The sequence below is a fragment of the Acinetobacter sp. 1542444 genome, from assembly GCF_000581835.1.
In the GTDB taxonomy this organism is placed as follows: domain Bacteria; phylum Pseudomonadota; class Gammaproteobacteria; order Pseudomonadales; family Moraxellaceae; genus Acinetobacter; species Acinetobacter pittii.
Genome location: NZ_JEYA01000004.1, coordinates 265,515 through 288,505 on the forward strand (window position 1 = coordinate 265,515; position 22,991 = coordinate 288,505).

Sequence of the window (22,991 nt, forward strand, 5' to 3'; positions counted from 1 at the left end):
TCAAAACAAACAAAAAGAGCCTCACAGTGAGGCTCTTTTCTATTTAAAAATTTAAACTAACTTTTCTTCATGACTATGAGTTAAATGGGTCGCTCTACGATCTTTACCCCAACCCAGTTTTTCAGACAACAATCCGAAGAACACAATAATGCCGAACAGAGCTGTGGTGTAAATCACTTCTTTAAAATAGGTGCCTTCAATCAACATGGTAAGAATTGCACCAATAATTGCAAAAATCACCACGTAAGTTAGATAAGGGAACATCCACATTTTAAAGTCAATTTTCACGCCTTCAGCTTCTAACTTTTTACGCATACGAAGCTGAGAATAAGCAATAGTCAGGTAAACATACAGTGTTGCCGCGCCTGTTGTTAACATGAAAAAGTCATAAACATTCATACTCTCGGTTGCAGTTAAAACTACCGCAATTACAGAGAAGAAGCATGACACAATCACGCCTACCCAAGGACTGCTTTTACTGTTTACAGAACCAAAACTTTTCGGTGCATCACCACGTTTAGCTAAAGAGAACAACATACGTGAACACGTATAAAGAGCTGAGTTAAAGCAACTACATACTGAGGTTAGAACCACAAAGTTTACGATATGGCGCGCCCCTGGAATGCCCAGTGCAGACAACGTTACGCTATAGGTTCCCCAAGTTGAATCTTTCAAAAGTTCATTGTTGTGAGGAATCAAACATACCGCAACGAACATAGAGCCTACGTAGAATAAAATAATTCGCCAAACCACCGAGTTTGATGCTTTACGAATTTCTTTCGATGGATTTGCCGACTCTGCTGCCGCTACCGTAACAATTTCAGCACCAATGTAGGCAAACATCACCCCAAGCAAAGCTGTGATAACAGATGAACCTCCATTTGGCATAAAGCCTTGAGAGGTTAAATTACTAATACCAGAAGCAGCCGGATTACCCCAAGGCCACAAATGCATGATGGCTAAACTACCAATCACAAGGAAAATAACAATCGCAATGACTTTGATGAGGGCGAACCAAAACTCAAATTCACCATAGTTTTTCACGTTTTGTAAATTAACAACAACCAGTGCGCCAATCACCACGACCATATAGACCCAGATCGGTATAAAGGGGAACCAATTGTTTAGAATTTTTCCTGCCACATAGGCTTCCCACCCCATGAGCATGGCCAGAGTACACCAGTACAACCAGCCAATTGAGAAACCTGCCCAACGGCCAATCGCACGGTCAGCATAAGTTGAAAAAGAGCCACTATCAGGGTTTAAAACGGCCATCTCGCCTAACATACGCATGATGAACCAAACGAGTAGACCACCTAAAGCGTAAGTTAAGAAAACTACAGGTCCGGTATTGTAAATAATACTGCCTGAGCCCACGAATAGAGAACCACCAATAACCCCTGCAATCGAGATCATAGTCAGGTGGCGTGATTTGAGTCCATGTTTTAAACTTTGGGAGTGATTGGCTTCAGAACCATTTTGATGAGCTGCCATATCATTTTCCTTAATATATGGAGGATATCGGCTAGTCTCGGAAATCCTCCGAAGCCAAAAAATATCCCCTAAAAATTTAGCCGTTCTGCCCAATTCCTAAAACAGAAAATTCACTGAGCTTATCCGGCGCTTCCGTATGCATACTTCCAATAGCTTTAATTTGTCGTTTCGGCACTCAAGAAACGAGAGCCATTTTTGTAATAAAAGAGAGAGCCAATTGCAAAATTTATACGCAAAATTGGCCCTTTTTGTAGGGGATGCTGATAAATGGCTTTTAGTTTTTATTTTAATCAGCTTCAAATTCTTTAATTTTGTTCAGAAATTAATAATGCTTTTGTACCAGTTTCTAATGCTCTAAATATATGTTTTTGATCAGCTGGATAACAAATATAGTCGCCAACACCAAGCTCAACAGCTTCATCAATTAAGCCCACCAAAGCTTTACCTTCAACCACAATAATATGCTCCACAGAACCAACTGGATGCGGTTCTGAAAGACGATCTTCGCCTGGTTCAACAATTAGTAAATAAACATCTCGGCGCGCATGTGGCGGACAAGTCGCTAACAAAATTGCTTTGTAATTGGCAATCTCAGAACTCACTGTTGGCCCATCGCCACAGCGAATGACTTGTACTTGATTACTTGGTTCTTCCATCAACCGTGCAAATGGAATATTGAGCGCAACACAAAGTGCCCATAAGGTTTCAATGCTAGGGTTACCTTGCCCTGCCTCTAATTGTGACAATGTAGATTTAGCAACACCTGCACGACGAGCAACCTCTGCCAATGAAAGCCCTGCTCTTTGACGTTCACGCGTTAAACCTTTGGCAATAATTTCAATTGGCTGAGACATTCACCACATCCGTTCTATAAAAAAAACGATCGTTCGTTTTGACAAAACGATCAGACTTATTCATTATAATGGAAAATCGTTCGTTATATCATGCTATGTCCACATACTCTCTGATTAAAAAACTAAGTAAAGACACTACCCGCTCGATTTTCTTTGTGTGCTTAGCGACGAGTGTCGTTGGTATGTCTTTAGGTTCACTTACTGCAAGTTATGGCTTAGCGCTCTGGATCCCGCTTTGCCTATCCGTGTTTGTGCTCGCAGGAACTGCCGAATTTATCTTTATTGGTTTCTTGGCTGTAGGTGGTAGCCCAATTGCAGCGGCCATTGCAGGACTACTCGTCAATTTAAGACATCTACCTTTTGGTATTGCAGTCAATGAACTAATCCGAGGCAAATTCTCTCGATATTTTGGGGCACATATCATGAACGATGAAAGCGTTTTGTTTGGTATGGCACAGCCCGATTTTGAGACGAAAAAAGCTGCTTACTGGTTATGTGGTATAGGCATTATGCTCAGTTGGCCACTTGGTGTAACGGCGGGGTATTTCATTGGAAGTGCTATTCCAGACCCAAAAACATTTGGCTTAGATGCCATTTTCCCAGCGATTTTAATTGCACTTACTTTTAATGCTTTAAAGAATAAATCTACTCGAAAAGCTGCATTTGCCGGATCAACTTTAGCGCTGATCACCACACCTTTTTTGGCCTCAGGACTTCCAATTCTGATTTCACTTTTTGGCTTGATATTTGGTAGAAAGAAATGAGTCAACAATTACTAATTATTTTAGGTATCGGCTTACTAGCACTTGGAACGTATGGGATTCGTTTCGCTGGTTTTCATTTGGGTGCCAAGTTCTCATTTTCTGAAAAATACCAAGTTTTACTCTCAAACGGTGCGACTGTTTTGCTCTGTGCGATTGCAGTGACGACAACATTTTTTGAAGGTCAACATTTTGCGGGGTTCGCGCGTATATTTGGTGTTGGCTTAGCACTGTTCTTGGTTTGGAAAAAAGTACCGCTGTTATTGGTGATTTGCTTGGCAGCTGCTGGCACGGCACTGATACGTTTGCTTGGCATTGAATAATAAAAAAGGCGAGATAAACTCGCCTTTTTTGCAACTTTGATTAGAACGGTAAATCGTCGTCTAAGTCAGCTGGTGCAGAAGCCGGTTGTTGTGGCGCTTTAGGAGCAAAACCACCCGCTTGAGGGTTGCTTCCACCATTACCGAAACCACCTTGGTTACCATAACCACCGCTGTTTTGGCCATAGCCGCCACCTTGGTTGTTATTATTTTGATAACCATTACCACCTTGTTGAGGTGCGTTAAAACGTGGTTGATTAAAATCATTACCGCCAGCGAAACCTTGTTCACCTTGTTGACGAGCATCTAACATTTGCATCTGGTCGCCACGAATTTCTGTAGTGTAACGCTCTTGGCCATTTTGGTCTGTCCACTGACGCGTACGTAGTGAACCTTCAATATAAACCTTAGAACCTTTACGCAAGAACTGCTGAGCAATTTCCCCTAAACGGTTATGCAAAACAATACGGTGCCATTCTGTTTGTTCTTTACGTTCACCGGTATTTTTATCAGTCCAAGCTTCACTTGTCGCGATTGAAAATTGGGTCAACGAGCCCCCATTTGGAAAAGTTTTTGTTTCAGGATCACGACCCAAAGTACCAACCAAAATAACCTTATTTACACCACGCATTAGCTGTCTTCATCCTATACATTTCTATGTTTTACTTTATAAGAGTTATGCTTAAATGGCTACCTCTTTACCGAACAACTGCGTTAAATCACGTCGCGCAGCATCATCTAGAGACTGTTTATCGACTTTAATATAAGCAACTTGCTGGTCAGGCATCACCACAACTTCTTCGATACCACGAATTGCCAATAGCTGTGTGGTCCACTCATTCACCTGTTGCACTTGCGGCAATGGCAACACAATTGATGACAAATACCGCGGCTGAGCTAAACCAAAACTAATTAGCAACCATATTATAGCAATCCCTGCTAAGACACTCCATCCAATCGCAGTATTATGTAACATCAATAATTGACCACCTAGTGTGCCACCAAAAAAAGCGCCTAAAAACTGACTACTGGCATTTACGCCCATAGCCGTTGCTTTTGACTGAATTGGAGCAGACTTCGACAGCCAAGAAGGCAATAAAGCCTCCATCACATTAAATGCAATAAAGAAAATACCTAGACCTGCAAGTAATACATATTTGGATTGATAACCAAATATGAGCAGCAGCAAACCTGCAATAATGCCTGTAATTGCTGTTAAGAAAATCCCGCGCATTTTACGATATTTTTCAGCAATGATGATGCTTGGAAATGCAAAGAACAGGCTAATGACTAACAGCGGCAAATACACCAAACCATGGCTCGCCAAAGGAATATGCGCAAACTCGATGAGCTGTGAAGGCACATAAATAAACATGGCTGTCAGCAATAAATGCAATGCAAAAACCGAAACGTGTAAACGGTTTAAATCACCCATTTGAATGACTTGCTTAAGCTGCGCCATGTAGCCTTGCTGATAATTACGATGATGACGAGTGACTTTAGGTACAAGCAATAACATCGCAATCGCAATCAAGCCCATAATGGTTGTCACAAAGAACAAACCAGAAATGCCCACAAGGCTTGTGAGCCAAGGCCCAAGGCTAAAAGCGACCACGAAAGACAGACCAATACTCATGCCCATCGCGGCCATGGCTTTAGTACGCTGCTCTTCACGTGTCACATCGGCTAAAAGCGCCATCACGACTGCTGAAACTGCACCAGCACCAGCGATGGCACGACCAATAATTACGCCATAAATCGTGTCAGATAAACCCGCAATTGCACCACCAATCGCAAACAGTAATAGACCAAAGACCACAAGTGGTTTACGGCTAAAACGGTCAGCCAGTAAGCTAAATGGAATTTGCAAAATCGCCTGACTTAAGCCGTAAACCCCTACAGCCAAACCAATGAGTGCTGGAGTCGCATATTGATATGACTGCCCAACTACAGAAAAGACAGGAATAATCATGAACAAGCCCAACATGCGTAGCGCAAAAATACTACTTAAGGCAAAAGTTGAGCGACGTTCCAAAGCATTCATCATATCAATACACGTTATCAAACTAGGTAAATTATAAGCCGATTCGTTTCTAAAAATACGGAACACCTTATTTAAAATAACGATTTGGGCTTAAAAAAATAAAGAGGCATTTAGCCTCTTCATTCTATCGAACTTTACTGAAAATTAGCTTAAGGCGATTGTTGCTCGCGCTTTGAATATTGAATTGAAGCAATAACCGCCCAAACAATAAACGCTACACCAATTAAACCAGTAACAACTTCAGGTACATGTACGCCTGTACCACTTGCAATCATAATGAATGCTAAAGCACCGATCGCATAATGCGCACCATGTTCTAAGAACACATAGGCATCTAGTGTGCCTTTTTCAACAAGGTAAACTGTCATTGAACGGACAAAAATAGCGCCGATCGCAAGGCCCAGCATAATCACGACAACATCGCTAGTAATTGCAAAAGCACCAATCACGCCATCAAAACTGAATGATGCATCTAATACTTCAAGATATAAGAAACCACCTATACCCGCTTTAACTACGCCAGAAGCCGCGCCCGATCCATCTTTCATAATAGCATTGCCATCTTCGTCAATTTCAGGCTCACCACCTAACATATGACTTAATACTTCAACGCCAATATAAACCACAATGCCCCAAATACCAGCCATAGTCACCACAAGGCGCTGCGACTCATCAACATTTGCTGCCATAATTAACATCGCAATTAGAGCAATAAAGACAGACATTGCCGGTACGCTTGCTAAACTAGAAAGTTTAGCTTCAAGCCATCTGAACCAATGGGTTTCTTTTTCTTCATCAAAGAAGAAGTTTAAGAACACCAGTAATAGGAATGTTCCACCAAAAGCCGAAATTTCAGCGTGATGTGCCATTAAACGTTCAGAATAGGTTTTCGGATCATTGAGTGCCAATTTAGCTACTTCAATCATTCCCATATCCGCAGTCACCGCAACAATCGCCACCGGGAAAATTAAACGCATACCAAAAACGGCGATTAAAATACCTACCGTTAAAAAGAGCATTTTCCAGAACGGATCCCAATTACGTAGAACCGATGCATTTACGACAGCATTGTCAAAAGATAAAGAGACCTCCATTACAGCTAAAATGGCTGTAATTGTTAAAGCTTTAAGCATGGTAGACACGCCCGCTTCAGGTCCATGGGTAAAACCCCAATACGCGGATAGTGCTAAACACACCACCGTAAAAAATATCGAAAATCGGAAATGCTTCATGGATCAGACCTATACCAAGAATAAATTTAATCTTTCTTAAAAACCGCCGCTATTATATCGATAATTAACCACAAAACGATGTTGTTTTGTGCCGTTATTCCCTTTACTTTATCTCTCTGTTTAATAAAGAAATTTATAATATTTAATTAACTCATTAATCGTATTAAATATTTTCTTTCGATATATCTATCATTATTATTTTTGTATTTTAAAATTGATTTAAAATCTGGTTCAGCTGTCTTAATTTAAATGGAATGTTTTTATGCTTTTTTCTCAAGAACTTTGGCAACGCAATTTAAATTTATATCAAAAAATTCTCGACCTGCCTTTTAATCAGGAACTTGCTAACGGTACTTTAGATAAAGAAGCTTTTTGTCATTATGTTATTCAAGATGCTCAATATTTAGTGGCCTATGGTCGTGTGCTTGCTGTTGCAGCAGCAAAGGCCTTTGAGGCTGACGATATTATGCAATTTTCAGATGCAGCTAAAATTGCGATTGTGGTGGAGCGTAGTTTGCATGATGACTTCATGAAAAACTTTGGAGTAACCAAAGAAGAATTTAAAAATACACCATTAACTTTGGCAGGCCACCACTACACTTCATTTTTAACAGCAACTGCTTGGTCTGAAAGCTACCCCGTTGTACTTGCTGCGCTTTTACCTTGCTTCTGGATTTATGCCGAAGTTGGCAAAGATATTGTAAATAAATCAATTCCGAATAACCCTTACCAAGCATGGATTGATACCTATGCAGGTGAAGAGTTCCATACAGCTGTTCGTAATGTGATTGCGACAGTAGATAAAGTTGCAGCACGTTGTGATGCAGATACTTTAGAAAAAATGCATGCAGCCTATACGATGGGTGCAAAACTTGAGTGGTTATTTTGGGATAGTGCCTATCACCAAAGACAGTGGTTAGGTTTAGACCATATTTAAAACTTCAAAAGAATCGGTCAGTGCACTTAATAGCCTGATCGATTTTCAATAAAATGCGAGACAGATATGTATATCGGCGAATTAGCGGCTTTGACTGGAGCCACTCCTAAGGCCATTCGGCATTATGAGAAATTAGGCTTACTGCCAGTCGCAAAAAGAAAAGGCAATTATCGTATTTATGAAGAGATTGATGTTCAATCGGTTAAGATGATTCGCCTTGCACAAGCTGTTGGATTTAGCCTTTCCGAGCTTTATGACCTGTCAGCTTTAAAATATAAAAATAATCGTTTTCCTGTAGAAATTGCACAACAGCTTATTCAAAAAAAGAACCAACAAATTATTGAGCAAAAAGAAGCTTTAAGCCGTTTGCAAAAAGATTTAAAACAACTAGAAGATGAGATTATTCAAACTTATATTACCAATAAGATTTCTGCTTAAAACAGTTTATTAAAATCTAAAAATAGCTTTCAAAATGAGTGCTTGACTCTGCCCTTAGGGACAAGGTTTATGGTAATAGCTTCTTTTATTACGGATAAATAAAATGAGCACTCACCTTTCTACATTTAAAAATTCAACAGCATTAATTACAGGCGCATCTTCAGGAATAGGCAAAGCCTATGCTCAAGAACTTGCGTCTTTAGGAATTCATCTCATTTTAACGGCACGCTCCGAACAGAAGCTGAATGATTTAGCCGATGGACTTAAAAAAAAATATAACGTGAATGTTGAGGTGATCGTCTTAGATTTAGCTCAACCCAATTCAGCTCAAAACTTATTTGATGAAGTGCAAGCTAGAAAATTATCGGTAGAGATTTTAATTAATAACGCAGGATTTGGTAAATGGACTAAATTTCTAGATCAATCTGTATCTATTTATCAAGAAATGATTACGCTAAATATCAGCAGTGTAACGTCTTTATGTTATTTATTTTTGCCCCACATGCTTGCGAACAAAAAAGGCATCATGATTAATATTTCATCTACAGGTGCGTTTCAACCTCTGCCTTATATTGCTGTGTATGGGGCAACTAAATCTTATGTATTGCAATTTACTGAGGCTCTTGCAGGAGAATACGGCTCTTCAGGAGTTAAATTTCTGACGGTTTGTCCGGGCAATACCGAAACCAATTTTACTCAGGTCGCAAATGCCCATACGAGTGGTATGAAAAGCTCTACAGTTGAGGACGTTGTGTCTGCAACGGTTAAAGCATTAGATAAGAATAAAGCAACAGTTGTGGTGGGATGTAGCAACTATTTGACGTCTCAATTGCCCCGAATTCTTTCTCGCCAAAAGATGATTAATTTAGTTGAAGGTATGCTCAAAACCCGTGTTGTTGAGCATTCATAAAAATAGTTCAATTTAAAAGATTAAGGGATTTCTCTTAATCTTTTAATGTTGAAATAGCTGCCAGCCATAAATTAAACCTGCCGCAGCTACGACCCAACATAGAGTTGCTAATCCTAGACACGACCACATCGACATGCGTGTTGCCAGTACATAAACGGCAACTAAATAAATAGCATAAGGAATAAGTGACCATAGACCAAACAGAGCCGTTTTTTGTAATGCCTCGGCTCCTTTTTGCTGATAAACAATCACGTGAGCAATCAAAGCAAAGGTAGGAAAAAGTGGGACTAAACCTGCAATATAAAATGCCTTACTTTTCGATAAAATCGAAATAATGAGGACAACCCCAGCCCCCAACATACATTTTAAAAATAACGCCCACATGCGCTGATCCTATCTGGTTATTTCCATTTCAAAACGCTGTATTTTGCGCTTTTTAAAGAAAATTAACAGCGACCAAAGCAATTAAAGCAGGAACTGCTTGAATATAAATAATCTTTTTGCTGGCAGTCAGACCGCCATAAATACCTGCAATCAGTACACAGCCTAAAAAGAAATTAGCAATTGATGTTGCAAATGGTGCATCAGCCAATAAAGCCCAAAATAACCCCGCCGCTAAAAAGCCATTATAAAGACCTTGGTTCTGTGCCATGACTTTGGTGAGTTTTGCTTTTTCGGCATTATTTCCAAAGGCTTTCATGCCATAGGGTTTGTCCCACAAAAACATCTCTAACACTAAAATATAGACATGTAATATTGCGATAAGTGCAATTAAAATTTGTCCGATCATACGATTTTCCTTTTTATTTTAAAGATATGAAAAAAGATCAGTCTCTCGACTGATCTTTTAGTGTTTTACGGCTTTAGTAATACTTTGCCTTGACGAGCGCCTTGCGTTGCTCTTTGAGCAGCAGTTTTAATCTCATCAAAACTAAATACACCTTCTACAGGCAGAATTAATTTTTTCTGAGTCGCTAGTGTTAGCAGCTCAACGATCAGTTCCTTTTTACGAGCTGCTGGCATTTCTTTATTGACCACACTCGCCCAGAAACCTTTTACTGTCGCTTGTTTGAAAATCAAATCACCCGATGAAATCTGCATGGTTTCGCCAGTCATACTGCCAAACGAAACGAGTAGGCTATTTTCACTGAGTAAATTCAGCATTTCGCCACTTGCTGTTCCTCCAATCGAGTCCACACCAGCAATAAGAGGTTGGTCGCCGTGAATCTGTTTAACTTGCTCTTTCCAGTTAGGCTGATCAGTCGCAACAACATGCTGAATACCTAATGCTTGCATCTCTGCAATCGCATCAGTACGACGAACTAAATTAATTACAGGTAAGCCACGTGCCTGAGCAATCATCGCAACTGTTTTACCGACTGCACCATTTGCCGTGTTTTGAATGAGCCATTGACCCAGTTGAACATTTACAAAGTCGAGTAGCATGAGAGCACTGATTGGCATACCAATCAGCTGTGCTGCAGTTTCATCATCAATTTCATTATTGAGTGGAATAAGTCCTTGCGCTGGTGCAATAAAGTATTCAGCCCAACTGCCATGCACAGCCGCAACTGCAATACGTTGCCCTACCTGTACATGAGTAACGCCTTCGCCCAACGCATCAACAATACCAACTGCCTCACTGCCACCAATCGCAGGTAAGGTTGGTTTATAACCATAACTTCCGCGTACTGTCCATACATCATGATTATGAATTGGAGACATGATAGTTTTAATACGCACTTCGCCTGCTTTTGGTTCTGGCTTAGGCATATCCGCCTGCTCTAAAACGTCTACAGGCTCGCCAAAATTACCATGGATAATACTTCGCATTCTTTACTCCTCTATCGGTTTTATGAGTTGTTGGGTCGTTTCTAAAGCTAGATGTAGATGTGCTTTGTCTTGCGACAATTTTGTGAGTAAAGCAGCACCTAACCATAACTGATACATGACTTGCGCAGTTTTTAAAGGCTCAATATGTTTTGGAATTGATCCTTCTTGTTGCCCTTCTTTGAGTAGCAAAGCCAAACGTTGCGTTAGTTTGTGCACGCCATCATTGAGAATTTGACGCATGTCTTCTGACAAGTCAGAAACCTCTGCCGCCAACTTCACAATCAGACAGTTTTCAGCCCAACTACCGTTTACGGGATCATCAATCCATGCCTGCCATAGGGCCATTAAACGGGCATGGGCACTTCGCTCACTGTGCTGCCAGAGTTGTTCCATACGAACTTTATAATCAGCCATATATTGCTCGAGCAACGCACAGCCGAACGCCTCTTTCGAAGCAAAGTAGTGATAGAACGAACCTTTGGGTACGTCACAAGCCTTTAAGATTTCTTGCAAACCAACACCGACAAAACCTTTACGTAGTACCAGCTCAAAACTGGTATCTAGAATGTGTTGTCGTGTGGTTTCACTTTTATTTAATCGTTTCATGCAAACATCATAAACAACTATTAGACCAGTCGTCTAGTAAAGTTATGTTGCTGGTTAAAATTTGCTTAGAGTAGAAATCTGAAGTAAGGAATGTTAAAAATACAACCTGCTTAATTAAACAAATTTTGTCGATTGTCGTTTAACCGTCACAATTTGTCGCTTTAAATCATTTTGTACCACTTGAACAATTTTAAATCGTTATCATATATAGGGTCTGTTGTTTATAACCAGTCACACCTCTCTGTGACTGAGCAATCAACACCTAAATTTTCATCAATACATAATTGAGATGTTTTATGAGCCAAAGTCATATCCGTATTCGAGGCGCACGTACCCATAATTTAAAAAATGTGTCTCTCGATATTCCACGCGACAAATTTGTGGTAATTACGGGGTTATCAGGTTCAGGAAAATCTTCTCTTGCCTTCGATACCTTGTACGCCGAAGGACAGCGCCGTTACGTCGAATCACTTTCGGCCTATGCCCGTCAGTTTTTATCGCAAATGGAAAAACCTGAAGTTGACTCGATTGAAGGTTTATCACCAGCGATTGCCATTGAGCAAAAATCTACCAGTCATAACCCACGTTCAACCGTTGGTACGATTACCGAAATTTATGACTATTTGCGTTTGCTTTATGCACGTGTCGGTACACCTTATTGTCCTGAACATGACTTACCAATGGTTGCGCAAACTGTTTCTGAAATGGTCGATGCGGTAAAAACGCTTGAGGAAGGCACAGCACTCATGTTGCTTGCTCCTGTCGTTCGTGAGCGTAAAGGTGAGTACAGCAACCTGTTCGAACAACTACAAGGTCAAGGTTTTGTTCGTGCTCGTGTGGATGGTGAAATCATTGATATTGATACACCACCAGAACTCGACAAAAAGAAAAAACATACCATCGAAGTTGTAGTCGACCGCTTCAAAGTACGTGAAGACTTAGGTAACCGTATTGCCGAATCATTTGAAACCGCACTACGTTTAGGTGGCGATATTGCTGTTTTATCGTGGATGAATGGTGAACATCCTGATCGTGTTTTTTCTGCAAAGCACTCGTGTCCTGAATGTGATCGCGCTGTCGCAGAGCTTGAGCCACGTTTGTTTTCATTTAACAACCCATTTGGTGCCTGCCCTGTTTGTGATGGTTTAGGTACACGCAGTCATTTTAGTTCTGAAAAGCTCATTCCAAATCCTGACCTTGCGATTAGTGAAGGTGCAATCCGTGGTTGGGATCGTCAGCGTCCATATTATTATTCGATGCTGCAAAAAGTTGCCGATCATTTTGGTTTTCAACTTGATACGCCTTGGAATCAGCTAGATAAAGATACTCAAAAGAAATTCTTACAAGGTACGGGCAAAGAAAAAGTTGATTTAAGCTATATCGACGAACGTGGCCGCAAACACACTCGCGTGCAACCATTTGAAGGAATTTTGCCGCACCTTGAACGTCGTTACCGTGAAACTGAAAGTAACTATGTACGTGATGATTTAGCTCAGTACCTTTCTAATGCAGCGTGTGATGCATGTGATGGTTCACGTCTTAATGAAATTTCACGTCATGTTCGTGTGAAAGACAAAACCATTGCTGACATTACCCGCATGTCGATTGGTGATGCTGAAAGCTACTATCAAGGCTTAAACCTTGAAGGTGCTAAAGGCGAAATCGCAGATAAAATCTTTAAAGAGATTCGAGAGCGTTTACATTTCTTGGTGAGTGTTGGACTGAATTATTTAAGTCTGGCTCGCTCTGCAGAAACCTTATCTGGTGGTGAAGCGCAGCGTATCCGTCTAGCTTCGCAGATTGGTGCAGGTTTAATGGGCGTCATGTATGTGCTCGATGAACCTTCAATTGGTCTACATCAACGCGATAATGATCGTTTATTGCAAACGCTCATTCGCTTACGTGATTTAGGTAACACGGTATTAGTCGTTGAACACGATGAAGATGCAATCCGTGCTGCTGACCATATTATTGATATCGGTCCAGGTGCCGGTGTACACGGCGGTGTAATTATTGCTGAAGGTACTTATGATGAGTTGGCTAAACATGCCGACTCACTTACAGGACAATATCTTTCTGGCAAACTCAAAATTGAAGTGCCAAAAAAACGTACTGAATCACCACGTCCAGATGAAGTCATCAAACTTTCAGGTGCAGCAGGTCATAACTTAAAAAATGTCGATTTAACCATCCCACTCGGAATTATGACTTGTGTCACGGGTGTTTCAGGTTCAGGTAAGTCAACCCTGATTAACCGTACTTTGCTTCCATTAGCAGCTACACAGCTCAATGGTGCAACAACCTTAACCGCTGAAAAGTTTGACTCGATTGATGGGCTTCAACATCTAGATAAAGTTGTTGATATTGACCAAAGCCCAATTGGACGTACACCACGCTCTAATCCCGCAACGTACACAGGTCTATTTACACCAATCCGTGAGTTATTTGCACAAACACCAGAGGCAAAAGCCCGCGGTTATAGTGCTGGTCGTTTCTCTTTTAACGTAAAAGGCGGACGCTGTGAAGCCTGTGAAGGCGACGGCATGATTAAAGTCGCAATGCACTTCTTACCAGATATGTACGTGCCATGCGATGCGTGTCATGGTAAACGTTATAACCGTGAAACGCTTGAAGTTGGCTATAAAGGCAAAAATATTTCTGATGTTTTAGAAATGACTGTTGAAGATGCTGCTGAGTTCTTTAGTGCCATTCCAGTCATCCACCGCCGCTTAGAAACCTTAACTCAGGTGGGCTTAGGCTATATTCGTTTAGGTCAAGCTGCTACCACTCTCTCTGGTGGTGAGGCACAACGTGTAAAACTCGCACGTGAGTTAGCAAAACGAGATACGGGTAAAACTTTATATATCTTGGATGAACCAACAACAGGTCTACATTTCCATGATATTGCCAAGTTACTCGATATTTTGCATGAGCTACGTAACAAGGGTAATACCATTGTGGTAATTGAACATAACCTTGATGTGATTAAAACAGCCGACTGGGTTGTGGACTTAGGCCCTGAAGGTGGCTCAGGCGGTGGTATGATCATTGCCGAAGGTACACCTGAACAAGTAGCTGAGGTTGAGATTTCCCACACAGGTCGTTTCTTAAAACCGATGTTGAAGTGATTCATTAAATAAAAAGCCGGAATTTATTTCCGGCTTTTTTATCCCTCAACTGCATTTCGTCCTCGGGCTTTTGCTCTTAATAGCGAACGGTCAGCTTTCTCTAAAAGATCTATCCAATTCGCCGCTCCGATGGCAAAGCCAATACTGACAGAGACATGCAATTTTTCATCTGAACCAGATAAATCAATCTCTTCTAAAGAAATTGCAATACGAATTTTCTCTGCTAAAAGGCGAGCATCTATAAATTGTACCTGTTCTAATAATATTAAAAACTCATCTCCCCCATAACGAACAATTAAATCCGAACTACGAATATTTTGCTTTAATTGCTCGGCAATACTGACAATGACGCGATCACCTACAATATGGCCGTATTGGTCGTTCACCTGTTTAAAACGATCAATATCAATAATCATTAAACAGGTTTGCGTAAATTTTTGAGGGTAACTTTCAACAATTTTTAAATATTCAGATAAAGCTAAACGATTGGAGACTCCGGTGAGTGGATCAGTATTGGCAATATTCTTTAACTGAAATTCAAAAGCGTCCCGTTGTTGCAACATACGTTGTAATCGGTCAATTGCTTCGAATAAGGAAAAAAATTCACCTTTGGTGGCGACATTCATCTCATCTTTACAATGATCAGAACTATGCGATAAATCTAAAATTAAAGTTCTCGCTTTAATTAAAGGCGAAAATACTCGTCTTTGCGCATATATCAGAGTAAGTAATGCAGTGGCCAAAGAAATTAGAGAAATAAATAAAGTTAAAAAGAAACCATTTCGAGCAATTGCATTTTCCTGAGTGGCAATGACTACACTCTCATTAAGAATATAACTCTGCAAATCAACCACAGTGGTAAATTTACCTACAATTGCTTCGGTTAACTGTGTACCACTTAAAAAATATGGTTCGCTCTTTTGGCTTTCTTCTAATAGCCTTTCTACAATCGGAATACCCTGATCTATAAACTCCGTTTTCACTCTAGAATATAACCGACGGTATTCTGGAGTTTTTGCCTGTTCAGGCTGTAAGGTATCGACCAAAATCCATAAATATCTAGCTTGATGTTGAGTTTGTAATGAACGTGCACGATTATTACTTGGAATCTCTTCATTAAAACTGACGGGAGCAATAATGTTAGATGCCATACGTCCAGCCTGATCGCGCATATCAGTCAGCACAATAATAAGCGTAAAATAATTAGAGATACGGCTATCTTTACTTTTTAACTGCAACATTAGTTTTTGCAGTATTTCCCTACAATTATCCCATGCGCCAAACATCCCTAAAATGGCATTATCCAGTTGAACAGAAGTTCTTGCTGTATATGGAGTTTCACCGTAATAATCAACCACATGTCGGGCTTGTCTAAGATTTTCTTTAAAATTAGTTTGCAGCTCATTGGCTAAGGAAACATAACCAGCTTGTTTTAAAATTAAAATGCTTGTATCAATTTGCGCATCAACGATTAAACGAAACTTTTTTAGTTCTTGCTGATTTTTTACTAAATCATGAGGACCACTCGACATCATTTTATTGGCAGGAGCACGTTCCTTAGAAACTTTATAGGCAATATCGGCTACTGCTCTTAAACTTTTTATTTCAGCTAGGGCTTGTCTAGTTTTTATATAATCCTGATAGCTTCCTACAATAAGAGGTACTGCCATGAATAATAAGGATAAAATAATAACCAGCATAAAAAGGAACAGTCGATTACTAATATGCTCTGAACGTAATCCTGACATTTCTAGCTGGTACTCCGTAAATGTCCTGCCATTTTTAATACGATATAAATTAGGCTTAAATCCATCCTAGCATTCTAATAACTAAAATTTCATTATTAACCCCTTCATTTCTTTTTTAATAATTATACGATCTCTAAATTTTGTCAGCTTAAATAACAAAATGAATCGAAAAATTGAATGCTTTTTATAAAAAAACTCTATTTTACAGATTAAAGATTTTTAATCATGATAGTAAAAACAGTATTTACTTGTCCTCTTGGATGCCTCTCCCAGCATCCACTGCCCAGCTTTAAGCTGGGCTCTTTTTGGCCTCTTATTTTTTCAACAAAATTCACATAACTCTTATTATAATTTTTAGATTTTCTTACAGATAAAAAAAAGCTCAACCTTGGGGAAAGCTGAGCTCGTAAAATCTGATGTGTTCTACACATCGTATCTGGGCAAGCACTTTAAATCCTAAAAACGTTAGGCAGTGAACTTTGCAATCGAATTATGTGATTTACTTCTACCTTTGTAAAGTTGATTAAATTAATCAGGATTAAAATTTTAATCGTTTTTTCAACTTAAAATAGAGATTTCTTTTATTTTATTCACTTATATAATAATTAAGAATAGTTAAATTTTTTAGTTAAACTAATCCAAATATTGTTAACTATTCCTCAAAATAAAACGAATTTGACAATAAAATGGCGATTTTTTACACGCATTGTAAACATAGCTATATTTTTGTTAATGTTAAAACCGATTAACACAATCTATTTTTCCAATCACAATTGTAATATCTTTTTAACATTTACTTCTTAATTCCTGATGAAATATAATTATTAGCTTATTGTAAATGTTCATTTTTTTATCAGGTTGACAAATTACTTTTCATTTGACTAGTTTTTCACCAATTTTAACATAAGTGTCAAATATCTTTAACATTACCTTTTCTAGATTATTGACTTCATAAATTGTTACAATACAATGACCCCAGCTTTATCTCTTGTTAATGCTGGAAATGATTATGAAAAAACTTGGTTTAGCCACTGCTGTATTATTAGCCATGACCGGTGCTCATGCTTATCAATTTGAAGTTCAAGGTCAATCTGAATATGTTGACACAACTGCAAACGATAAAAACTTCACTGGTGACGTTGCTGGTACATTCTATTTAAAAAATGTTGATACCGCTAAGGGTCCTTTAGCTGAAGCAGCTTTCTTGAACCAAGCTTCTAGCGTATCTTTAGGTTATAGCTACCAACAGTATGACCAAAATAACGGTTTAAACTACCACGTTGGTACATACGGCGTTAAAGGTGAGGCTTACGTTCCTACTCCTTACCTTCCTGTATACGCTAGCGCAACTTATAACCACACTGATGTTGATGGTAAAAACGCTATCTCTCGTGATGACAACGGTGACCGTTATGCATTAGAAGTTGGTGCTATGTTGTTACCTAACTTCTTAATGACTGTTGGTTATACAAGCGTTGCAAACCAATTCGCTTTAGATAACTTCGGTATCATCAGCAACGGTATCTACACTGCTGCGAACCAAACTGCTGCGATTCAAGACGACCAAGATGCTGTTACAGCTCGTGCTAAATATGTAGGTCCAATCGATGGAACTAACATGGCAATTGGTTTTGAAGCTGCTGGTGCTTTCGGTCAAGAAAACCAATACGGTTTGAAAACTGACCTTTACTTAACTCCTAAGTTAAGCGTTGGCGCTTCTTTCGTTGGTAACGATGGTTCAGCTGACATCAAAGGCAATGACCTTGGTGAATTCCGTCAAGCTTGGGGTGGTAACGTAAACTACTTCATTACTCCATCTGTAGCAGTTGGTGCATCGTACATGAAAGCTGACGTTAAAAAGTCTAGCTACGATACACAAACTATCGGCTTAAATGCTAAATTCCGTTTCTAATTTAATTTAGAAATCGAATTAAAAAAGGACTCAAATGAGTCCTTTTTTTACAACTAAATTTAGCTTCGTACAATATTTAAGAAATATAGATGACGTTCATACTGATCGATAATGTCTTGAATTAAATCTTCTTGAGTCCAATCCATTACATCATAGTTCTGTCCACCTTCTCTTAAAAACACTTCAGCTTGGAAATATTGCCCATCTTCGGCTTCAGTACGTCCAATTAAAAAACTTGGTGGCACTGTTTCACGTGAAACAACTTTATAAATAAAATTAATTTCATTGTGATGATCGACTCGAAGTTGCATCCCATCCTCAAGTTGAGTAATTGAAACTTCTAAATGACGGCGTCTAAATTCATGTTTGATATTTTCAAACGCACGATCCACTTGTTTTTCGATATATTCTCTAACCTCTTCTTCACTATGAGGATAGTGCATGATTAAACCTAGCCGCTGTTGCCAGCTTCTTGGATTATGAATGGCACGTGGGGTAATTCGAGCTTCCTGAATTGCTTGCATTTTCGTGACATCAAGATGCAATGCTTTTATTAATCCCCAACTCATGAACAGCATAACCACAGTAAACGGCAATGCGCTCATAATGATGGAAGATTGAAGCGCAGCCAAACCACCGACTAACAATAAAATAATGGCGAGTACAGCCATCAGTACTGTCCAGAACAAACGCTGCCAAGTTGGTGAATTTTCAGTTTTTGCAGTTAAGTAGTCTGTTACCAATGCTCCCGAGTCAGCAGAGGTCACAAAGAATAAAACAACTAAAACGGTAGCCAAAATATTCATGACACCTGACCACGGTAAGTGTCCTAAAAACTCAAATAGAGCTACTGATGAGTCTTGCTGAACAGCCTGAATAAGAGTGTTTTGATGTTCATGAATAATGCTAAATAATGCAGCGTTTCCTAAAAAGCCCATCCAGATAATGGTAAAGCCTGTCGGGATGAGGAGAACCCCTACAATAAATTCTCGAATGGTACGACCACGTGAAACCCTTGCGATAAACATACCCACAAATGGCGACCAAGAAATCCACCAAGCCCAATATAAAATTGTCCAACCACCAATCCATCCATTCGGCTGATAAGCGTATAAATTGAATGTCATGGTAAAAAGGTTAGAGATATATTGCCCAGTGTTTTGAATAGTAGTCTGGAGTAAATAAATACTAGGACCAGCGATAAAAACAAAAACTAATAATATTAAGGCTAAGACTAAGTTTAGCTCTGATAAGCGTTTAACCCCTTTATCTAGACCTAAGAACACAGACAAGGAAGCTAAAATGCTCACAAAAATAATCAGTAATACTTGAATATGGGTGCTTTGCTCGACACCGAACAAATAATGTAAACCCGAGTTAATCTGGGTAACGCCAAACCCTAGAGAAGTTGCTACACCAAATACCGTACCAATGGTCGCGAATATATCGATGCTGTCGCCCCAAGGCCCATAAATCTTCTTACCAATGAGAGGATAAAGGGCTGAACGGGTCTTTAACGGTAAATTATGTCGATAAGCAAAATAAGCCAATGCCAATCCGACCACTGCGTAAATAGCCCACGCATGCAAGCCCCAGTGGAAGAAGGTCACCCTTAATGCTTGCTGTGCTGCCTCAATAGTCTGAGCATCTCCACTTGGTGGATTAACATAATGCATGACAGGTTCGGCAACCCCGAAGAACATGAGACCGATACCCATCCCTGCTGTAAACAGCATGGCAAACCAAGACCCATTATTATATTCAGGCTGACTATGGTCAGGTCCTAATTTAATTCGACCTATTGATGAACAGGCGATATAAATCAATAAAATGAGAAAGAAGGCTACAGATAAAACATAAAACCAGCTAAATGAATCGGTGATCCATTGTTTTAATTGCTGCGTTAGAAGTTCAAAAGAACTCGGGGCGATCACCACAACTGCCAAGAACAAAGCAATGATAATGACCGTACCAAAAAATACGTTAGGATTAACGTTTGCGAACCAACCTGGTTGTTTGGAAGGCATAACTCCTCCATGTTATTTTAATGAAAAGTGACAGGCATAAAGCCAATAAAGACATTCACAGAATGAACAAAGTTAAATCTTTCAATAGAGAAAGCCGATAATACTTTAAATAAACTTAAATAATATTGCAGTTACAAAGGTGTAAAAAATTAAAACACCTTCTCCTTTATTTGTCAGAATCCTTTTTTGTTGGATGGGCAATGTACTGTAGAGCAATTAAACGTGTGACAATCAAAGCGAGATACATCACGCCACAAAACATTTGTAGCATGGCTAAAACGCGTGCTGGTGGACTAAGCGGCATTAAATCAGATAAACCTGTTGCTGACTGTAAGCTAAAGCTCAGGAACAGTAGATCTAACCAAGTCTGCAAATGATGAACATTGTTTGGATTTTGGAAGCTAGCAGGAATCAATAGCTGACAAATGTTGTAGAGGAATGCAAAGCCCCAAGCAAGCAAAGTAAAAACCGCGGCGGCTGCAAATAATTCATCTCTTGTTAAATATCGATCAGCAAACATATAACGAAATAAACCGTAAGCAGCCGAAAAGTAAGCCAGCGCTTCACAACTATGGGCAAAAATCTGAATCGTTAAATTGTTATAGCCTAATAAAATAAAGACGGAGGATATAATCGCTCCACTGACAAAAGTTAATCCCAGAAAAGTAAACATTGGGGTTTGACGAATGACCTTAGCAATAATAAGTAGGGCAAGCACTCCTAAAGCCCACGTTAGGGTCCGGTAAAATACATCATGAAAAGTGAGCATGGCCAAAATGAGTAGGATAAATTGCACAAGCAGCAACCATGCAGAAGGTAGCAGTCGAAAGCTCGCCCAGAAGTCCATGATAGATCGCATTTAATTATTTTCCTTTTTCATTATGTTTTGAATTATAGGAAATCATACTGTACAAAAAATAGGACAAACAAGTTGTTCTTTATTAAAGAGCTTCTTTCACTTTAATGTCTCCGATCAACAAAAAAAGCCCCGCAAGGCTTTTAATGAGATAGATATTTAATCCATTTTGATTTTAGTGATCTGATGCACCAGAAGCACCAATACCTGTCATTGAACGAACATATTGGGCATCGAATGCAGCACGCTCTTTTTTAGCACGTGCAGAGTTGTCAGTCACCGAGAAGAACCAACAGCAAAGGAATGACAATGGCATAGCAAATAATGCAGGACCATTGAATGGGTTAACTGGTGTATCAGAGATTTTTAAAGTATCTACCCAAACCGCTTTAGACAGAACAATAAGGACTACCGCTGTTACAAGACCAACCACACCACCGATAACTGCACCACGAGTAGTTAAACCTTTCCAGAACATTGAAAGAACAAGAATTGGGAAGTTTGCACAACATGCCACAGAGAACGCTAAGCCCACCATGAATGCTACGTTTTGCTTTTCAAACAAGATACCCAAAATCATGGCAAAGATTGCTAAACCAAGTGTCGCAATTTTTGACATACGAAGTTCTGAAGCTGGAGTCGTTTGACCTTTCTTGAATACGTTAGCGTATAAGTCATGTGAGATTGCAGATGCACCTGAAAGTGTTAAACCAGCAACAACAGCAAGAATCGTTGCGAACGCTACTGCTGAAATGAAGCCCATGAATAAGTCACCGCCTAAAGCATCACTTAAATGCACGGCTGCCATGTTGTTACCACCAACAAGTTCAAGCTTGCCTGATACTGCCATTTTTGCAACATCAAGGAATTGAGGGTTGTTTGATACGAAAAGGATCGCACCGAAACCAATAATGAAAGTTAGAAGATAGAAGTAACCAATGAAACCTGTCGCAACCACAACTGATTTACGCGCTTCTTTTGCATCTTTTACAGTGAAGAAACGCATAAGAATGTGTGGAAGACCCGCTGTACCAAACATGAGTGCCAAGCCAAGAGACAATGCATCAATCGGGTTTGCGGCAAGTTTACCCGGACCCATAATTTTTGCAGCTTCTTCAAAGCTTACGCTGTGAACTTTACTGAATACTTCAATTGATTGAGTGAACATGTTGCTGAAGCTGAAACCAACCGCTTTCATCACCATGAATGCCATGAAAGTCGCACCACTAAGCAACATAACCGCTTTAATGATCTGTACCCATGTCGTTGCCAACATGCCACCAAAAATTACGTATGCCATCATTAATAGACCAACGATGACAACAGCGATGTTATAGTTCAAACCAAATAGTAATTTGATGAGCTGGCCCGCGCCTACCATTTGAGCGATCAAGTAGAATGCCACAACCACAAGCGAGCTTAAGGCAGCTAAAGTACGGACCGGTTTTTCTTCGAGACGGAATGACACTACATCTGAAAGGTTGTATTTACCGAGGTTACGTAAACGCTCTGCAACCAAGAATAAAACGATTGGCCAACCTACCATAAACCCAAGAGAATAAAGTAAGCCATCAAAACCCGAACTAAACACCATCGCGGAAATACCAAGGAAAGATGCTGCTGACATATAGTCACCGGCAATTGCCAATCCGTTTTGAAAACCGCTGATTCCGCCCCCTGCGGTATAGAAATCTTGTGCTGATTGAGTTTGTTTTGCAGCCCACTTAGTAATAAACAAAGTGAAACCAACAAAGATGACAAACATGATGATAGCGTGCCAGTTAGTGGCTTGCTGTTCGGCTTCACCCAAATCTGGACCAGCCATAGCAACAGTTGAATATAGCGATGCTGCTGCCAATAAGGCTTTCGCTTTTAATGAATTCCATTTCAT

The 22,991-nt window shown here is 39.7% G+C and carries 20 protein-coding genes; 7 read left to right on the top strand and 13 right to left on the bottom strand.

Annotation, left to right across the window (positions count from 1 at the left end):
* Positions 1 to 51: 51 nt before the first annotated feature.
* Positions 52 to 1,494 (bottom strand): amino acid permease, encoded by a 1,443-nt coding sequence (locus J580_RS16430; RefSeq protein WP_002117418.1) that lies wholly within the window; start codon positions 1,492 to 1,494, stop codon positions 52 to 54.
* 305 nt (positions 1,495 to 1,799) lie between these two features.
* Positions 1,800 to 2,348, bottom strand: a complete 549-nt coding sequence (locus J580_RS16435) for a helix-turn-helix domain-containing protein (RefSeq protein WP_002117406.1) — start codon at positions 2,346 to 2,348, stop codon at positions 1,800 to 1,802.
* Between the two features lie 68 nt (positions 2,349 to 2,416).
* Between J580_RS16435 and J580_RS16440 the strand changes: the two genes are divergently transcribed.
* Both J580_RS16440 and J580_RS16445 read left to right on the top strand, forming a co-directional pair.
* Positions 2,417 to 3,112 (top strand): AzlC family ABC transporter permease, encoded by a 696-nt coding sequence (locus J580_RS16440; RefSeq protein ID WP_032004965.1) that lies wholly within the window; start codon positions 2,417 to 2,419, stop codon positions 3,110 to 3,112.
* On the top strand, positions 3,109 to 3,432 hold the full coding sequence (locus J580_RS16445; RefSeq protein WP_002117414.1) for an AzlD domain-containing protein: 324 nt from the start codon (positions 3,109 to 3,111) through the stop codon (positions 3,430 to 3,432). Before J580_RS16440 ends, J580_RS16445 begins: the two co-directional genes overlap by 4 nt.
* 40 nt (positions 3,433 to 3,472) lie before the next feature.
* Here the strand turns inward: J580_RS16445 and ssb are convergent, their stop codons facing one another.
* The 3 genes from ssb to J580_RS16460 form a co-directional block, all read right to left on the bottom strand.
* A complete protein-coding gene (ssb, locus tag J580_RS16450) occupies positions 3,473 to 4,060 on the bottom strand; it encodes a single-stranded DNA-binding protein (RefSeq protein WP_005066890.1) in 588 nt (195 codons plus the stop codon).
* 51 nt (positions 4,061 to 4,111) lie between these two features.
* Positions 4,112 to 5,476: an MFS transporter gene (locus tag J580_RS16455; protein WP_005078603.1), complete on the bottom strand. Its 1,365-nt coding sequence runs from the start codon at positions 5,474 to 5,476 to the stop codon at positions 4,112 to 4,114.
* Between the two features lie 146 nt (positions 5,477 to 5,622).
* Positions 5,623 to 6,705 (bottom strand): DUF475 domain-containing protein, encoded by a 1,083-nt coding sequence (locus J580_RS16460; RefSeq protein ID WP_005066886.1) that lies wholly within the window; start codon positions 6,703 to 6,705, stop codon positions 5,623 to 5,625.
* A gap of 262 nt (positions 6,706 to 6,967) precedes the next feature.
* Between J580_RS16460 and tenA the strand changes: the two genes are divergently transcribed.
* The 3 genes from tenA to J580_RS16475 all read left to right on the top strand — a co-directional run bounded on the left by tenA (position 6,968) and on the right by J580_RS16475 (position 8,990).
* Positions 6,968 to 7,642 carry a thiaminase II gene (gene tenA, locus J580_RS16465; protein ID WP_005066884.1) on the top strand — a complete coding sequence of 225 codons (675 nt, stop codon included), beginning with the start codon at positions 6,968 to 6,970 and terminating at the stop codon, positions 7,640 to 7,642.
* Positions 7,643 to 7,708: 66 nt separating this feature from the next.
* Positions 7,709 to 8,080, top strand: coding sequence for a MerR family transcriptional regulator (locus J580_RS16470; RefSeq protein WP_005078608.1), 372 nt, complete (start codon positions 7,709 to 7,711; stop codon positions 8,078 to 8,080).
* 103 nt (positions 8,081 to 8,183) lie between these two features.
* On the top strand, positions 8,184 to 8,990 hold the full coding sequence (locus tag J580_RS16475) for an SDR family NAD(P)-dependent oxidoreductase (RefSeq protein WP_032004966.1): 807 nt from the start codon (positions 8,184 to 8,186) through the stop codon (positions 8,988 to 8,990).
* A 42-nt stretch (positions 8,991 to 9,032) separates the two neighbouring features.
* On the opposite strand, the gene J580_RS16480 is transcribed toward J580_RS16475, so the two are convergent.
* The 4 genes from J580_RS16480 to J580_RS16495 form a co-directional block, all read right to left on the bottom strand.
* Complete coding sequence (locus J580_RS16480) at positions 9,033 to 9,374, bottom strand: GlpM family protein (RefSeq protein WP_004789991.1); 342 nt, start codon at positions 9,372 to 9,374, stop codon at positions 9,033 to 9,035.
* A 52-nt stretch (positions 9,375 to 9,426) separates the two neighbouring features.
* Positions 9,427 to 9,780: a DUF1304 domain-containing protein gene (locus J580_RS16485; protein ID WP_002122000.1), complete on the bottom strand. Its 354-nt coding sequence runs from the start codon at positions 9,778 to 9,780 to the stop codon at positions 9,427 to 9,429.
* 65 nt (positions 9,781 to 9,845) lie between these two features.
* Positions 9,846 to 10,823, bottom strand: a complete 978-nt coding sequence (locus J580_RS16490; RefSeq protein WP_032004967.1) for a zinc-binding dehydrogenase — start codon at positions 10,821 to 10,823, stop codon at positions 9,846 to 9,848.
* A 3-nt stretch (positions 10,824 to 10,826) separates the two neighbouring features.
* A complete protein-coding gene (locus J580_RS16495) occupies positions 10,827 to 11,429 on the bottom strand; it encodes a TetR/AcrR family transcriptional regulator (RefSeq protein WP_032004968.1) in 603 nt (200 codons plus the stop codon).
* A 296-nt stretch (positions 11,430 to 11,725) separates the two neighbouring features.
* Here J580_RS16495 and uvrA point away from each other — a divergent pair, with 296 nt between their 5' ends.
* On the top strand, positions 11,726 to 14,557 hold the full coding sequence (gene uvrA / locus J580_RS16500; RefSeq protein WP_032004969.1) for an excinuclease ABC subunit UvrA: 2,832 nt from the start codon (positions 11,726 to 11,728) through the stop codon (positions 14,555 to 14,557).
* Between the two features lie 38 nt (positions 14,558 to 14,595).
* Here uvrA and J580_RS16505 read toward each other — a convergent pair whose 3' ends face one another.
* Positions 14,596 to 16,305, bottom strand: coding sequence for a GGDEF domain-containing protein (locus J580_RS16505; protein WP_032004971.1), 1,710 nt, complete (start codon positions 16,303 to 16,305; stop codon positions 14,596 to 14,598).
* A gap of 1,009 nt (positions 16,306 to 17,314) precedes the next feature.
* Between J580_RS16505 and omp33-36 the strand changes: the two genes are divergently transcribed.
* Positions 17,315 to 18,217 carry a porin Omp33-36 gene (gene omp33-36, locus J580_RS16510; RefSeq protein ID WP_032004972.1) on the top strand — a complete coding sequence of 301 codons (903 nt, stop codon included), beginning with the start codon at positions 17,315 to 17,317 and terminating at the stop codon, positions 18,215 to 18,217.
* A 59-nt stretch (positions 18,218 to 18,276) separates the two neighbouring features.
* Here the strand turns inward: omp33-36 and J580_RS16515 are convergent, their stop codons facing one another.
* From J580_RS16515 to J580_RS16525, 3 genes are all read right to left on the bottom strand, one after another.
* Positions 18,277 to 20,244, bottom strand: coding sequence for a BCCT family transporter (locus tag J580_RS16515; protein ID WP_032004973.1), 1,968 nt, complete (start codon positions 20,242 to 20,244; stop codon positions 18,277 to 18,279).
* Positions 20,245 to 20,410: 166 nt separating this feature from the next.
* A complete protein-coding gene (locus J580_RS16520) occupies positions 20,411 to 21,103 on the bottom strand; it encodes an ion channel (RefSeq protein ID WP_032004975.1) in 693 nt (230 codons plus the stop codon).
* A gap of 172 nt (positions 21,104 to 21,275) precedes the next feature.
* Entirely contained in the window at positions 21,276 to 22,991 is a 1,716-nt protein-coding gene (locus J580_RS16525; RefSeq protein ID WP_032004976.1) for a cation acetate symporter, read from the bottom strand.

Bases quoted from the DNA above. Each gene is read 5' to 3' on its own strand.
- J580_RS16490 (WP_032004967.1), bottom strand. From the start codon at position 10,823: ATGCGAAGTATTATCCATGGTAATTTTGGCGAGCCTGTAGACGTTTTA.
- J580_RS16515 (WP_032004973.1), bottom strand. From the start codon at position 20,244: ATGCCTTCCAAACAACCAGGTTGGTTCGCAAACGTTAATCCTAACGTA.
- J580_RS16470 (WP_005078608.1), top strand. From the start codon at position 7,709: ATGTATATCGGCGAATTAGCGGCTTTGACTGGAGCCACTCCTAAGGCC.
- ssb (WP_005066890.1), bottom strand. From the start codon at position 4,060: ATGCGTGGTGTAAATAAGGTTATTTTGGTTGGTACTTTGGGTCGTGAT.
- J580_RS16445 (WP_002117414.1), top strand. From the start codon at position 3,109: ATGAGTCAACAATTACTAATTATTTTAGGTATCGGCTTACTAGCACTT.
- uvrA (WP_032004969.1), top strand. From the start codon at position 11,726: ATGAGCCAAAGTCATATCCGTATTCGAGGCGCACGTACCCATAATTTA.
- J580_RS16485 (WP_002122000.1), bottom strand. From the start codon at position 9,780: ATGATCGGACAAATTTTAATTGCACTTATCGCAATATTACATGTCTAT.
- tenA (WP_005066884.1), top strand. From the start codon at position 6,968: ATGCTTTTTTCTCAAGAACTTTGGCAACGCAATTTAAATTTATATCAA.
- J580_RS16505 (WP_032004971.1), bottom strand. From the start codon at position 16,305: ATGTCAGGATTACGTTCAGAGCATATTAGTAATCGACTGTTCCTTTTT.
- J580_RS16435 (WP_002117406.1), bottom strand. From the start codon at position 2,348: ATGTCTCAGCCAATTGAAATTATTGCCAAAGGTTTAACGCGTGAACGT.
- J580_RS16495 (WP_032004968.1), bottom strand. From the start codon at position 11,429: ATGAAACGATTAAATAAAAGTGAAACCACACGACAACACATTCTAGAT.
- J580_RS16475 (WP_032004966.1), top strand. From the start codon at position 8,184: ATGAGCACTCACCTTTCTACATTTAAAAATTCAACAGCATTAATTACA.
- J580_RS16480 (WP_004789991.1), bottom strand. From the start codon at position 9,374: ATGTGGGCGTTATTTTTAAAATGTATGTTGGGGGCTGGGGTTGTCCTC.
- J580_RS16460 (WP_005066886.1), bottom strand. From the start codon at position 6,705: ATGAAGCATTTCCGATTTTCGATATTTTTTACGGTGGTGTGTTTAGCA.
- J580_RS16525 (WP_032004976.1), bottom strand. From the start codon at position 22,991: ATGAAATGGAATTCATTAAAAGCGAAAGCCTTATTGGCAGCAGCATCG.
- J580_RS16440 (WP_032004965.1), top strand. From the start codon at position 2,417: ATGGAAAATCGTTCGTTATATCATGCTATGTCCACATACTCTCTGATT.
- J580_RS16455 (WP_005078603.1), bottom strand. From the start codon at position 5,476: ATGATGAATGCTTTGGAACGTCGCTCAACTTTTGCCTTAAGTAGTATT.
- omp33-36 (WP_032004972.1), top strand. From the start codon at position 17,315: ATGAAAAAACTTGGTTTAGCCACTGCTGTATTATTAGCCATGACCGGT.
- J580_RS16430 (WP_002117418.1), bottom strand. From the start codon at position 1,494: ATGGCAGCTCATCAAAATGGTTCTGAAGCCAATCACTCCCAAAGTTTA.
- J580_RS16520 (WP_032004975.1), bottom strand. From the start codon at position 21,103: ATGCGATCTATCATGGACTTCTGGGCGAGCTTTCGACTGCTACCTTCT.